Here is an 11,272-nt window from a genome sequence, read left to right on the forward strand (position 1 = left end):
GGCCACAGCGATGGCGCTATGCCTGGCTGTCGGGTTCGCCCTGCCCCACAAGGCTCAGGCCGCTGTGCACGGCTTTGATAACGGCGCACAGGCTATACATTATGCGAAATGGTGGATGGCCCGAGCTGCGGCGTTCGTCTCCTCCGCATGGCAATGGCTGGGCCTCTGGCTCGGCTCTTGCCTCCCTGATCGCTCCCCCGACAAGGACGAACTGGCAGCGTAATGGAATTCGACCCGTACAACCGCACTGAACTAACCGGCCCTTGGGCCGGTTTTGCTTTCCTTGGCAACCGCCTGATTACGCCCGAAGGCCGCGAGCTGCTGCCAGAGGATCTCGCTTGGCTGTCGCTTACCGCCTGCCAAGCACAAGAATGGCGGCGAATGATGGATCAGCTGCGCGGAAAGTCAGCTGAATCGCCCCAGCGAAACCATTGCAGCGCAAGCGATTCCAATGTGGTGGATGTGGCCACCTTGATGGCCCGGCGCCAACGAAGGTTGTCCAGGGTGATGGCTGGCCCCAGCGCCGAGCCACCCATGGCAGTAGAAATCAAACCGGGGCGTAAGCCCCGTGCGCGCGGGTGAAGCGTTGTCCGTAGGGGCCCTGCCCCTACACCCCAGCTACAATGCCCGCAGGACGCCTTGGGAAACGTATGGACCGCGAACGACGCGAACCGACCTTTAGCGCTCCTGATCTGCATGACGTGCAGTTTCGGGGGAATAGAAACCGCCCAGCACGGCAGCAAGAGCCTGCGTCGCCATGGAACTACATCGGCGTAAGTGCCGCGTTGTTGATTGCAATTTCCATGGGGCTCATTGAGTGGAACGCTCGGCGGCAAGCAGCCGCAATGACGCGAGAATTGATACGCCCAGCAACTCCCGAAGAGCAAGCCCAATTGGACAGGCAGGCCGCAGAATGGGAGCGAAAACTACATGCCGAAGCTGCAGCCGAGTCGGCTCAACTACAGCGTGAACTATGGGGCGCGCTTGAACGTGTTGCTCCACCACCGCGCCCCTTGAATGGTGACGAACGCTGCATCGACGGTCGCCGCTTTCAGCGCATCGAAGGCGGTTGGCGGGACCGCCCCAACGATCCCTGCTAAGCACGTGAAGCGACACTACACCCGGTCACAGCTTAGATTCGACCTCCGGGAGCGTCATGTAGGAAGCCGTTTTGTACGGCGGCGACTCAGGGAAGGTCCCAAGAGCTCTCTGGGTGCGGGGGATCACGCCACCTTGGACAGCAGCCGTGTAGTTGGCCTGTTCCCGTCGCGGCGGCGTATCTGCCTCCCGCTGCTGAGGTGCAGTCGAGGCAACCTGCGCCGGAGCCTTGAACGGGTTGTATGGCTCACCCCAGCGGGCAATATCCCGGCATACGTCGTCACGAATAACCATGCGCGTCATCTGCTCAGTGACGCAGCGGCAGCTGTTTTCGGTGCTCATGCAGTAGACGTGAGGGTCAGACACAACCGGCCGCGCCATAAAGGCGGGAGCGGACCACGGTACGTCCTGCACCTGGGGCGTGATAGCGGCCACGTAGTCCTCGCCTGTCTGCATCGCAACGCGAGTTGCGGTGGTTGTGCGAGCAGGGTCGCTGCCGCCACTTCGGCTCGCCGTGGGCTCGCCGAGCGTGGCGGCAACGCCCTGCTCTTCCGCCCCAGCCACGTCCGCGTACGCGCTGCGGAACAGGAAAAACCACGTGCCGCCCAGCAGCAGGGCGCCGGTTCCGCCGATCAAAATGGCCTTCTTGACGACGGCCGGCATGCGGTACTTGATCGTGTGCGGGCTATTCGCAGAAACGTACATCTTGCCGGCGGTTTCAATGGGAAACCGGAACGTCTCCTGATCCGCCTTAGATCGACCGCGCGGGCTGCGCGGATCTTCCATGATTTCGTCACTGCGATAGAGCTTGGACGACAACTTGCCTGACTCACGCAGCAGGTGTTCGTGGCAACCGACAAGATCCTTGATGTGGCTGTCCAGGTACTTAGGGTGCTGCGTCAGCAGCACCATGCGAACACCCTCCTCGCCTCGCATGGTGTTCATGGCTTTCAGGTAGTCGGGAGCGTAGCCGGAGCGGCGTTCGCCGAACCACTTCTGAGCCTCGTCAACGAAGAGGATGGCGCCCGGGGGCAACTCCTGCCACTTCCGCGGATCTTCCCAGTCGATGACGCCGGGCACGGTGAGCCCCTTGAATCCCGCCTGATAAACCTTCTCGCCCTCCTCAATGGCGGCGTTCATCAGCTGCACAGCGCGGAGCGTCTTGCCACTGCCGAGGATGCCCGTCAGCAGCGACATTGCCGCAGTCTTGTAGATGCTCACGGGTTGCCCCTCTTACCGAGGAACAGCCGCTCCGTGCCCTTGAATCCGTAGGCGCTGAGGATGATGGAGACGGCCACATCAATGCCCAAGGCGTGCAGCCAAGCGGCGATATTGCCGGGCATGGCTTGCCACTTGACAAGAGCCCAATCAAGCATGGGCTGAAGAATGAGCAAGTAGCTACCGAGACCGACACCAAGCCCCATGAACGACTTCGTCACCCAGCGAGCCGCCTTGCTGATGATCAGCTTGGAAACCCACACGCCCAAACCTTCGGTAAAGATGCTCATCCGTTGCCCCTCATGATTGCGATAGCTGCCAGCGCGGCACCGGCGATGATCAACACGCGCAAGATCGCGATGAAATCCAGAACCTGCTGAGGGATCTCAAACTTGACGCCCTCGACGGTGAAGCTGTAACCAAGCTGGCCGGACCCATACGCGAGCTTCCCTTCATCGAGCTTCGGACCGTCGCCAGAGTCGGGCAGGAAGATGGAGCCCTCGCCGTCGTCGCCGTCGCCCTGGCCTGCATGCGCTTCGACGCCCTTAACCAGCCCTTCCGCGTTGCATCGGGATCGCCACTGCTGTAGCAGCTGCGAGTAGGCCTCAGCCTTGCAGCTAGCGCCAGCGCAAACCGGTACGTCCTCCGGTGCGCAGCCGTCGCCCTTGGAAATTTCCGAGCCTTTCGTGTTGCACTGGATCTTCCATGTGAACCGAAGGTGCAGGCACTTGAGGGTATCGCCGGTGCATGCAGGTGGCTGCTCGCAGTTGCCGCTATCCGTCGCAGAATCGCCGTCGCCGTCTTTGCCGCTGCCGGTGCCGGTGCCTTTACCTGGCGCACCATTGCCGCTGGTGTTGGTATTGCCGTCTGGACTGTTGTCGCCAGTACCGTTCTTCGAGGTGCCGCTGTTGGTCTGAGTGAAGTTCGTGACGTTGTACGTGGTGCACGTGTTGTTGATGCAAACGGTGTTCTGGTGCCCTTCGTTTCGCTGGTACTCCTTGGTCGGGTCCGGGGATGCGGGCGGCAGCACGGGCTTGCCCTGCTCGCTCTTGCTTTGCGCGTCGGTGCCGTCTTTCTTCTCACCAGTCTCGTTGGGTTGCCAGCAGAACGTCTTGCCCGTCGAGGCGGTCGTGCAGTGGTTACCGTCAGGCTTTACGCACGCGGTTTGGCCTGAGCCGAGAGCCGTGCACTCATCAGGTTTGGGCTTGGTCTCATCCTGCTTATCGTTCTCGAGCGGGCCAATGCCCTTGCTAGGTCCTGTTGGCGTACAGACGTCGCCGTTGTAAGTGCGATCTTTCATGCCATACACCTTGATTCCGCCGTTGCTCTGACTGAACGGCGTGCCCTGGACTCGACAGCCGGAAATGCAGGTGCTGGGTTCGCTGTACCAAGGCGCCGCGTCAGCAAGCTTGTTCCTATTGCGATCCTGACAGGACTCGTTTTCAGGCCATGCCATGCGAATAGAGCTACAGGCGCCGCCGGTTGGCGCCATCAACATGACCTGCACTACACGGTTATAGGCGTCCATGTTGGTCGCTCCGACAGTCACGAGCCCCGGGCCATAGCCGCACGCACCGGAAGACGCGCGGAAGGATGCTGATGCGGATGCCATGGCAGCGGCAATGCCTTGATCGGGGCAGAGATACGCGCCACCGGACGACTCCGGAGCGGTTGGGCTGCACATCGAGTAATCAGCGGCGAAAGCTCGACCTCCAAAGAGGGCAAGAAGCGCGGCAACGATCACGTAGACGACGCGGCGCACCAGCGTTCGCGCGAACAGACGAAGGAGCCAGCGCATCACAGCCTCGCGCAAGTCGCAGTAAGCACAACCCACCACACAAGCATCACCAAGCCTTCCATGTGAACTCCCGAATGAAAAAGGGGAGGTCGCCCTCCCCTATCTGGAACAGTCGCCGATGCGATCGGCTTACTTGCGGCCGATCAGGCCAGCGGCCTTCAGGCCCCAAACAGCGGCTGCGAAGGCGATGATGATCACCAGGGCGTAACCGGCGTAGGTGCCGATCTTGACCGTGATGCTGGACGGATCGAACGCCGCGTCCTGGGCGAACGCCAGCGACGGGACCATGGCGGCGGAGGCCACCAGTGCAGCGGCACGTGCCTTGGTGGAAGCGGCGACAGCCTTGGCGCGGTGCATCAGGGACTCACGGTTCTTGCGGTTCATTGGATCTCTCTCTCTGCGGGTGGGAAAAGCAGGCGTTTTGCAGCAGCTACGACCATCACGGAAGTGAAGAAGGCAGCGCCGACCACGTTGGCCTGTTCAACGGTGGGTAGGTAATGCGTCCAATCGGACTGCTCCAACCACACCTCCTGCGAACAGTGGCCGGTAGGTTCGTCGTATGAGACGCAGGTAAGGACGCGGGCCATGCTCAAAGCTCCCCCCACTCACGCCGCTTTCTGATGACCCAGCGAGCCAGCAGAAGCGCAACGAGAAGACCCAGCACGAAGCCCGCTGCGAGCAACGTGTACGGGTTGGTGGTGGCAATGAGCATGCCCATGGCTCAGGCCTTGGTATGAGGGACTGCGGGCGCAGCCTTGGCCTGCAGCGGGATCAGGTCGACGTAACGCTTGAGCGTCAGATCGCCGTAGGCCGACAAGGCGAACGACATCGGGTCGAGATCGTATTCACCAGCCGGATAGGCCGGACGCTGACCGAGGCCGACACGGAACGGCAGTTCGAAGCCGTTGCCCAGGTCGAGGCCGACCATCTGCGAACGGATGATGTTGTTGGTTTTCTGGTTGCGCTGTTCATCGACAGCAGCAGACTTCACGCGGCAGACAGGCATAGTTCTTCCCTCACGAAACGGTGGAGCGCGTCACCCTTGGCGATACCGCGAAAACGTCCGGGGTGACCATCACGGACGATGCGGGCCTCTACGAAGTCGGACCATGAATCGCCGAATGCTCCGCGCAGGACACTGAGGGCTGGGCCGACCTGGCGCTCTAACCACAGCACCATGGCCTCAGCCGAAACTTCAACTTGCTTGCGAATGGTGCGCATGCGAGTGCACACCCCTTGAATGAGATCCTGTAGGGCGCTGTACGCCCCGCGCAGGTACGCGCCGGGGTTGAGCAGCACATCGAGAGGAATCTCCATGTGCTTGCCATACAAGCGCACTTCTGCGCGCACCCAGCGGGAGGTAGGCAGGCCCTCGGCCTTGCCCTTCTCGTAGACGCAAAGCTCTTTATGGCCTTTGCCACCGACATACAACGTGCAGCCGGTGTCGTGGCCTTCGTCGGAGATAAAGCGATGACGCGGAGGGCAACCGCCCTCAGTGAAACCACCCTGAGCGGCAACTTCGCGAAGCGCATGTACGTCCAGGCGTTCGCCTTCGTAGTCATCGTGGGCGCAGTCAACGCGGGTGATCTTGCCGCTGAGCATGGTCAGCTGCTTGAACACACGGGCGCGGTCACGAATCCACTTGCACCCCATGCCGGTGAGGCTGATGCAGACGCTGCTGTGCTTGCCGCCGATGCCGACGCGGCCGACAACCTCGTTTTCCCGGTCAATCAGCACAGCCGACTGCTCGTAGAAATTCCAGTGCTTCTGGCGAATGGCACCGGCAACGACTTCACCGCGAAAACCGAAGATGCGGAACAGCAAGAGGTCCAGCTTCTTGCAGTTGACTTCTTCAAGGGCGGAGAGCGGGACCACAAAGGTCAGGTAGTCGATAATCGCGTCTTCCTGACCCTTTTGGCCCGTGTTACTCCCCGGGCCAATTCCGACCGCTGCCGCTGCTGCGGCAGCCCCCTTTTCACCGGGCGAAACCGGGGATAAGCCCCCTGCTCCGCCACTGACGGCCATGCGGAAGCGAGCGCGATCAGCGGCCATTGCGGAACCCCACGACGAAGCCGGTAACGGCGCAGAAGGTCGCGGGCAGGAACCACGCACTGATCTTGACCGAAGCCGCCATGGCGGCGAAGCACGCGGAAGCGAGGAACCACTTAGCCATTGATGGCCTCCTGCTGCTCGGCGTAGCGGGCAGCTTCCAGCAGGTCGCCACGCTTAGTGGCGGCGATTTCCAGCTGGGCAAGCATGATGACCTGGGCTTCGGCCGCAGGCTTGGGCGCAGTGGCCGCGATCAATTCGCGGGCCTTGCGCGGGAAAGTGGCGATGCCAAATGCGATGGCGGCGCAGGAGCCGACCAGAACGAGTGCAATGATGGGGTCGATCACTTGTCACCGCCCTTGCGGTGCTTGTAGTCGGCGCGAATCCACAGCAGCAGGCCGTAGCAGACCGCCGCGCCGCAGATGTAGAACAGCAACTCGTCCATGGTGTGTCCCCTGCCCCAAGCCCCCAAGAGGCCCGCCAGCGGCCTTGGGGGGTCCGGTGGCGGGTGGATTCAAAGACCCTTTGAATCCGGACGTGATTCAATACCCCTTGTAATCCAATGTCAAGGGGCTTTGAAAGCGATGTCCACCATTGATGAGCTTCTGGACGCAGCGAAGGCTGCAACGAAGTCGGCAAACGACTCGGAATTAGCGAAGGCGCTGGGCATCAAGCCTGCGGCCGTGAGCAACTACCGGAGAGGCGTCTCGCTGCCGAACGCCGTGGTCTGCGCGACCTTGGCAGGGTTGACCGGCACGCCATTGGCGCGGGTTCTCGGGATTGTCGGCGAAGCGAGGGCGATAAGCTCCGACGAAAAGGCTGTCTGGCGGCGTCTGGCGGCCACAGCGATGGCGCTATGCCTGGCTGTCGGGTTCGCCCTGCCCCACAAGGCTCAGGCCGCTGTGCACGGCTTTGATAACGGCGCACAGGCTATACATTATGCGAAATGAAGTATCGGTCGACTTCGTGTTGTTTTCAGAAGCGGCTTGGATGTCCTGACGCAGCTGCTTCTCAAGGGCCCTGTGTTGTTCGGATGCCTTGCTTTGCTGCACCTGGAGATCCTTCATCTCTTGGCGGGCTCGATCAACATCGCTGAGCGCTCGATTTTCAACAGATCTGACGTACTCGGCCCAGTCCTCCCGCTCAGATTTCGCCGTCTCTAAGGCCTCGTTAAGCCGGGCATCGAGTTGCTGTCTCACTGTCTCGGTTCGGTCGGCCCTTCGGCGCTCGAGGTCGCACTGCTCTGCAAGTTCAGAGATCTGTAACTGAAGCTGCTCGACTAGGTGCTGTAGCTCTGAAGCTTGGGTCGCTGCAATTCTCTCCTCGGTGATAGCAAGGTCACGCTCTGCACTCATTCGCGCCAGCTCTTCAGTCACAAGTCGGGAACTGGCCTCCAGCGTTTCACGCTCGGCAGCCAGAGCCTACTCGGACGATACAAGCTCTCGACGGGCGGCCTCCTGGGCATGCTTCAGCGCAAGCTCCCACCATTGTCCGGCAAGTTCTGCCAACACCGCTGACGCATCTTCCATGTCCGGACGCGCTGACTGCAGACGCGTGCCAAGTCGGTTCCACCATGTCTCCAGCCAGCGGGTCACCGTGTTCGGCGAGCCTGTCCCCAAGTGAGCACGGATCCGTTCGACAGTGGGGCGCTCGCCCTTGGCCACCAGCTCGTCGGCGGCGGTATGGACGTCAGATTCCGTGATGCCGCGGGTCATGTGAATTCTCCTGTATTGGTGCCCTACTCTGCTGGCACCGTACTCGCGATAAGTGATGATTATCGCTAGTAGATGCTTTGTTGCATAACGTACATTACATAGTATGAAGCGAATTGGCACATTTCCTAGTGTGGTAGCGACGGCCGCGCACTTGGTGCTCCCCGAGCAACTCGCCCAACAGGCCGCCAACGCAGTGTGTGAACTGCTCGCCGAAGCGGCCGCGGCCAATACCACCCGCAGTTATGCTACGGCCCTGCGCTACTGGGCCGGTTGGCACCAGGCCCGCTATGGGATTGAGCTGGCCTTGCCGGCGAACGAGGCCGTGGTGATCCAGTTTCTGGTCGACCACATCCAGCGCAAGAGCAAGACGGGCCTGGTCAGCGAGCTGCCGCCGGCGATCGACGAGACCTTGGTGGCCGCCGGCCTGAAAGCCAAGGTCGGTCCGCTGAAGCTCTCAACCGTGGTCCAGCGCGTCGCCGTGCTGTCCACCGCGCACAAGCTCAAGCGCTTAGCCAACCCGTGCGAACTGCCCAGTGTCCGCACCCTGCTCAGCCGCGCCCGGCGCGCGGCGGTGAAGCGCGGCGAGCGCCCCACGAAGAAGACCGCCATTACCCGGGCCGAACTGGAAGCCATGCTGGCCACCTGCGATGACAGCCTGGAAGGTCTGCGCGACCGCGCCCTGCTCTGCTTCGGCTTTGCCAGCGGCGGGCGCCGGCGTAGCGAAATTGCCGCAGCGGACCTGCGCGACCTGCGCAAGGTCGGCGACGACGGCTACATTTACCGGCTGGAGTATTCAAAGACCCAGCAGGCAGGGGTCAAAGCGGATTCGACGCCGGACAAGCCGATACTGGGGCGCAGTGCCGAGGCCTTGGCGGCTTGGCTGGACGCTGCACGGATCGTCGAGGGGGCGATCTTCCGGCGAATCTGGAAGGGACGGGTCGGCCCTACCCTTCTCCCGGGCTCCATCGCTACCATAGTCAAGAGGCGGGCTCGTTTGGCGGGCTTGGAGGGGGACTTTGGGGCGCACAGCCTGCGATCGGGGTTCGTGACCGAAGCGGGCAAGCAAGGGGTTCCACTCCCAGCGGTCATGGCTATGACCGAGCACCGATCGGTGGCGAGCGTAATTGGGTACTTTCAGGCGGGCGCGGCTGAGGACAATCCAGCGGCGCGCTTACTCAAGTAGTGCATCCGGCCTACTACTGCGTCGACTAAGGCTCGTTCTGACGGATATAGGCTAGGCAAACAGGAAAAAGTCATGCATATCTCCAAGATCAGTCTCGTCAACTATCGCAATTTCGCCAACGCGAAGCTGATTTTCAACAAGGGCATCAACACCATCATCGGCGAGAACGGATCCGGAAAGACCAACCTATTCCGGGCGATTCGGCTCCTGCTGGACGACAACCTGCTGCGCTCAGCGCACCGCCTCGACGAGAAGGATTTCCACCGAGGCCTCGAGCGCTGGCAAGGCCACTGGATCATCATCAGCATCGAGTTCCAAGAGGTCTCGCAAGACGAGGCCATCCAGTCGCTCTTCCTGCATGGCACCGGCAACGTCGGTGCCGGCACCGTCTCCAAGGCCACGTACAACCTGATCTTCCGGCCGAAGGCCGAAATCCGCCGTCGCCTGTCGGAACTGACCGCCGGAGACCACGACGGGATGGCGGCAATACTTTCCGGGGTCTCGATCGAGGACTACGAGACCCTCTTCACCGGCAAAAGCGAGGCGGACTTCAACGATCCCGCCGTCTACGCCGAGATCGTTGGCGACTTCAAGAACACCTCGTTTGGCAAGGAACTGGACCACCCCGCAATCGGTGTGCGAGTCCCCGTCATGCTCTCTGTCTCGAAAGAAATCTCCTTCACCTTCGTGCAGGCGCTCAGAGACGTCATTGCCGAGTTCCAGAACAATCGAACCAACCCGCTGCTCAACCTGCTAAAGCGCAAGAGTGGCGAGATCGATCCCGTCACGTTCCTGCCCATCACCGAAAAGGTCAAGGATCTTAATGATGCCATCGAAGGGCTCGGCGACGTCCAGACCGTGCGCTCGGACATCGTCGACACTATCAAGGAGGCCGCGGGCGAAGCGTATTCGCCTTCTTCCATGTCGATCCGGTCAGACCTCTCCGATGAGGCCGACAAGCTCTTCCAGTCGCTCAAGCTCTTCGTGGGCGAAGCGGGGAACGGTTACGAGGGTGCGGTCCACGAGCTCAGTCTCGGCGGTGCCAACCTAATCTACCTGACCCTGAAGCTGCTCGAGTTCAAGTATCAGAAAGCCAGCCAATCATTCGCCAACTTCCTGCTCATCGAGGAGCCGGAAGCACACATTCACACCCATATCCAGAAAACGCTGTTCGATCGCCTGAACTTCGCCGATACGCAGATCATCTATTCGACCCACTCCACCCACATATCCGAGGCCAGCAACGTCGAGAACATGAATATCCTCGGCAACGTCGGCGACGGTTGTGAGACCTACCAGCCGACTGCCGGCCTCGATCCCGTCGACATCGGCAACATCCAGCGGTACCTGGACGCGGTTCGCAGCAACCTGCTGTTCGCCAAAAGCGTCATGCTGGTGGAGGGCGACGCCGAGGAGATCCTGATCCCCACGCTGGTCAAGAAAGTGCTTGGAATCACGCTCGACGAGCTGGGCGTTAGCCTGATCAACATCCGTAGCACGGGCTTCCAGAACGTAGCTGTGCTGTTCCATGACGACCGGATCAAGAAGCGCTGCGCAATCGTCACCGACCTGGACGCGACCTTCTTCGATACCACGCCTGCCGCAACAGACGATGCCGCGCTGTCCAAGTTCAAGGCCAAGTGCGCCAGCGCGCAGAGCAAGGGAGTCGCACGGAAGACAGCTTTGGACGCGTTCTCGCACGACAATCCATGGGTTGAGTGCTTCTATGCCCCTCACACCTTCGAGGTCGATTTCGTCGACGCCGGCAACGCTGACCAGGTCGTTTCGGCGATCGCCAGCGTTTACAAGGACCCGGCAACGATCGCAACAGCCAAGGCCGAGCTGGAATCCAAGGACATCGCCGTTTTCGGTAGGCGTGCGTTGCTGATGGCGAACTACGAAGGAAAAGGCTGGTTCGCCATCGCGCTTGGCAACCGGATCGACCACCAGGTTATCATCCCCGACTACATCGTGGAGGCGATTCACTTCCTGCGCCCCATGCTGTCGACGGACGTCTGGTTCCACATCCTGAGCTTCCGTGTGGCGTGCATCGAGAAAACGGGCCTGTCGACGCCGGAGGTCATCCAAAGCACCCGCGAGGCCCTGAAGTTGTTCCGGGCAGGCGACATGGACCTGGCCGCGATCAAGGCCTTGATGCTGGTGACCTTCACTGCCGATCCGATCAACCGAATCCTTGACAAGGCCGGCTGA

15 protein-coding genes are annotated in these 11,272 nt (G+C 61.3%); 5 read left to right on the forward strand and 10 right to left on the reverse strand.

Annotation, left to right across the window (positions count from 1 at the left end; all coding sequences use genetic code 11):
- Both AC1VXD_RS04000 and AC1VXD_RS04005 read left to right on the forward strand, forming a co-directional pair.
- The coding region (locus AC1VXD_RS04000) for a DUF3693 domain-containing protein (protein WP_482990947.1) at nucleotides 1-223 on the forward strand (223 nt) is incomplete at its 5' end.
- Complete coding sequence (locus AC1VXD_RS04005) at nucleotides 223-582, forward strand: DUF3653 domain-containing protein (protein WP_482990948.1); 360 nt, start codon at nucleotides 223-225, stop codon at nucleotides 580-582. The genes AC1VXD_RS04000 and AC1VXD_RS04005, both read left to right, overlap by 1 nt.
- 543 nt (nucleotides 583-1,125) lie before the next feature.
- Here the strand turns inward: AC1VXD_RS04005 and AC1VXD_RS04010 are convergent.
- The 9 genes from AC1VXD_RS04010 to AC1VXD_RS04050 all read right to left on the reverse strand — a co-directional run bounded on the left by AC1VXD_RS04010 (nucleotide 1,126) and on the right by AC1VXD_RS04050 (nucleotide 6,510).
- Complete coding sequence (locus AC1VXD_RS04010; RefSeq protein ID WP_482990949.1) at nucleotides 1,126-2,319, reverse strand: zonular occludens toxin domain-containing protein; 1,194 nt, start codon at nucleotides 2,317-2,319, stop codon at nucleotides 1,126-1,128.
- Nucleotides 2,316-2,606, reverse strand: coding sequence for a hypothetical protein (locus AC1VXD_RS04015; protein ID WP_482990950.1), 291 nt, complete (start codon nucleotides 2,604-2,606; stop codon nucleotides 2,316-2,318). The genes AC1VXD_RS04010 and AC1VXD_RS04015 overlap by 4 nt, the downstream gene beginning before the upstream one ends.
- Nucleotides 2,603-4,114: an A coat protein gene (locus AC1VXD_RS04020; protein WP_482990951.1), complete on the reverse strand. Its 1,512-nt coding sequence runs from the start codon at nucleotides 4,112-4,114 to the stop codon at nucleotides 2,603-2,605. The genes AC1VXD_RS04015 and AC1VXD_RS04020 overlap by 4 nt, the downstream gene beginning before the upstream one ends.
- Before the next feature lie 129 nt (nucleotides 4,115-4,243).
- Nucleotides 4,244-4,498: a hypothetical protein gene (locus AC1VXD_RS04025; protein ID WP_482990952.1), complete on the reverse strand. Its 255-nt coding sequence runs from the start codon at nucleotides 4,496-4,498 to the stop codon at nucleotides 4,244-4,246.
- 205 nt (nucleotides 4,499-4,703) lie between these two features.
- Nucleotides 4,704-4,826: a hypothetical protein gene (locus AC1VXD_RS04030; protein ID WP_482990953.1), complete on the reverse strand. Its 123-nt coding sequence runs from the start codon at nucleotides 4,824-4,826 to the stop codon at nucleotides 4,704-4,706.
- Between the two features lie 9 nt (nucleotides 4,827-4,835).
- On the reverse strand, nucleotides 4,836-5,105 hold the full coding sequence (locus AC1VXD_RS04035) for a single-stranded DNA-binding protein (RefSeq protein ID WP_482990954.1): 270 nt from the start codon (nucleotides 5,103-5,105) through the stop codon (nucleotides 4,836-4,838).
- Entirely contained in the window at nucleotides 5,102-6,166 is a 1,065-nt protein-coding gene (locus AC1VXD_RS04040; protein ID WP_482990955.1) for a replication initiation factor domain-containing protein, read from the reverse strand. Before AC1VXD_RS04040 ends, AC1VXD_RS04035 begins: the two co-directional genes overlap by 4 nt.
- Entirely contained in the window at nucleotides 6,156-6,287 is a 132-nt protein-coding gene (locus AC1VXD_RS04045; protein WP_482990956.1) for a hypothetical protein, read from the reverse strand. Before AC1VXD_RS04045 ends, AC1VXD_RS04040 begins: the two co-directional genes overlap by 11 nt.
- On the reverse strand, nucleotides 6,280-6,510 hold the full coding sequence (locus tag AC1VXD_RS04050) for a hypothetical protein (protein ID WP_482990957.1): 231 nt from the start codon (nucleotides 6,508-6,510) through the stop codon (nucleotides 6,280-6,282). Before AC1VXD_RS04050 ends, AC1VXD_RS04045 begins: the two co-directional genes overlap by 8 nt.
- A gap of 237 nt (nucleotides 6,511-6,747) precedes the next feature.
- Here AC1VXD_RS04050 and AC1VXD_RS04055 point away from each other — a divergent pair, with 237 nt between their 5' ends.
- Entirely contained in the window at nucleotides 6,748-7,113 is a 366-nt protein-coding gene (locus tag AC1VXD_RS04055) for a DUF3693 domain-containing protein (RefSeq protein ID WP_482990958.1), read from the forward strand.
- A 471-nt stretch (nucleotides 7,114-7,584) separates the two neighbouring features.
- On the opposite strand, the gene AC1VXD_RS04060 is transcribed toward AC1VXD_RS04055, so the two are convergent.
- A complete protein-coding gene (locus AC1VXD_RS04060) occupies nucleotides 7,585-7,878 on the reverse strand; it encodes a DNA-binding protein (protein ID WP_482990959.1) in 294 nt (97 codons plus the stop codon).
- A 103-nt stretch (nucleotides 7,879-7,981) separates the two neighbouring features.
- On the opposite strand from AC1VXD_RS04060, the gene AC1VXD_RS04065 reads away from it, so the two are divergent.
- Nucleotides 7,982-9,061, forward strand: a complete 1,080-nt coding sequence (locus AC1VXD_RS04065) for a site-specific integrase (protein WP_482990960.1) — start codon at nucleotides 7,982-7,984, stop codon at nucleotides 9,059-9,061.
- Nucleotides 9,062-9,133: 72 nt separating this feature from the next.
- Nucleotides 9,134-11,272 (forward strand): ATP-dependent nuclease, encoded by a 2,139-nt coding sequence (locus tag AC1VXD_RS04070; protein WP_482990961.1) that lies wholly within the window; start codon nucleotides 9,134-9,136, stop codon nucleotides 11,270-11,272.

The organism is Stenotrophomonas sp. STEN054 (assembly GCF_056854535.1).

Excerpts from the sequence above, each read along its gene's own strand:
- AC1VXD_RS04005 (WP_482990948.1), top strand. The coding sequence starts at position 223 with ATGGAATTCGACCCGTACAACCGCACTGAACTAACCGGCCCTTGGGCC.
- AC1VXD_RS04015 (WP_482990950.1), bottom strand. The coding sequence starts at position 2,606 with ATGAGCATCTTTACCGAAGGTTTGGGCGTGTGGGTTTCCAAGCTGATC.
- AC1VXD_RS04020 (WP_482990951.1), bottom strand. The coding sequence starts at position 4,114 with ATGCGCTGGCTCCTTCGTCTGTTCGCGCGAACGCTGGTGCGCCGCGTC.
- AC1VXD_RS04025 (WP_482990952.1), bottom strand. The coding sequence starts at position 4,498 with ATGAACCGCAAGAACCGTGAGTCCCTGATGCACCGCGCCAAGGCTGTC.
- AC1VXD_RS04030 (WP_482990953.1), bottom strand. The coding sequence starts at position 4,826 with ATGCTCATTGCCACCACCAACCCGTACACGTTGCTCGCAGCGGGCTTC.
- AC1VXD_RS04040 (WP_482990955.1), bottom strand. The coding sequence starts at position 6,166 with ATGGCCGCTGATCGCGCTCGCTTCCGCATGGCCGTCAGTGGCGGAGCA.
- AC1VXD_RS04045 (WP_482990956.1), bottom strand. The coding sequence starts at position 6,287 with ATGGCTAAGTGGTTCCTCGCTTCCGCGTGCTTCGCCGCCATGGCGGCT.
- AC1VXD_RS04055 (WP_482990958.1), top strand. The coding sequence starts at position 6,748 with ATGTCCACCATTGATGAGCTTCTGGACGCAGCGAAGGCTGCAACGAAG.
- AC1VXD_RS04060 (WP_482990959.1), bottom strand. The coding sequence starts at position 7,878 with ATGACCCGCGGCATCACGGAATCTGACGTCCATACCGCCGCCGACGAG.
- AC1VXD_RS04065 (WP_482990960.1), top strand. The coding sequence starts at position 7,982 with ATGAAGCGAATTGGCACATTTCCTAGTGTGGTAGCGACGGCCGCGCAC.
- AC1VXD_RS04070 (WP_482990961.1), top strand. The coding sequence starts at position 9,134 with ATGCATATCTCCAAGATCAGTCTCGTCAACTATCGCAATTTCGCCAAC.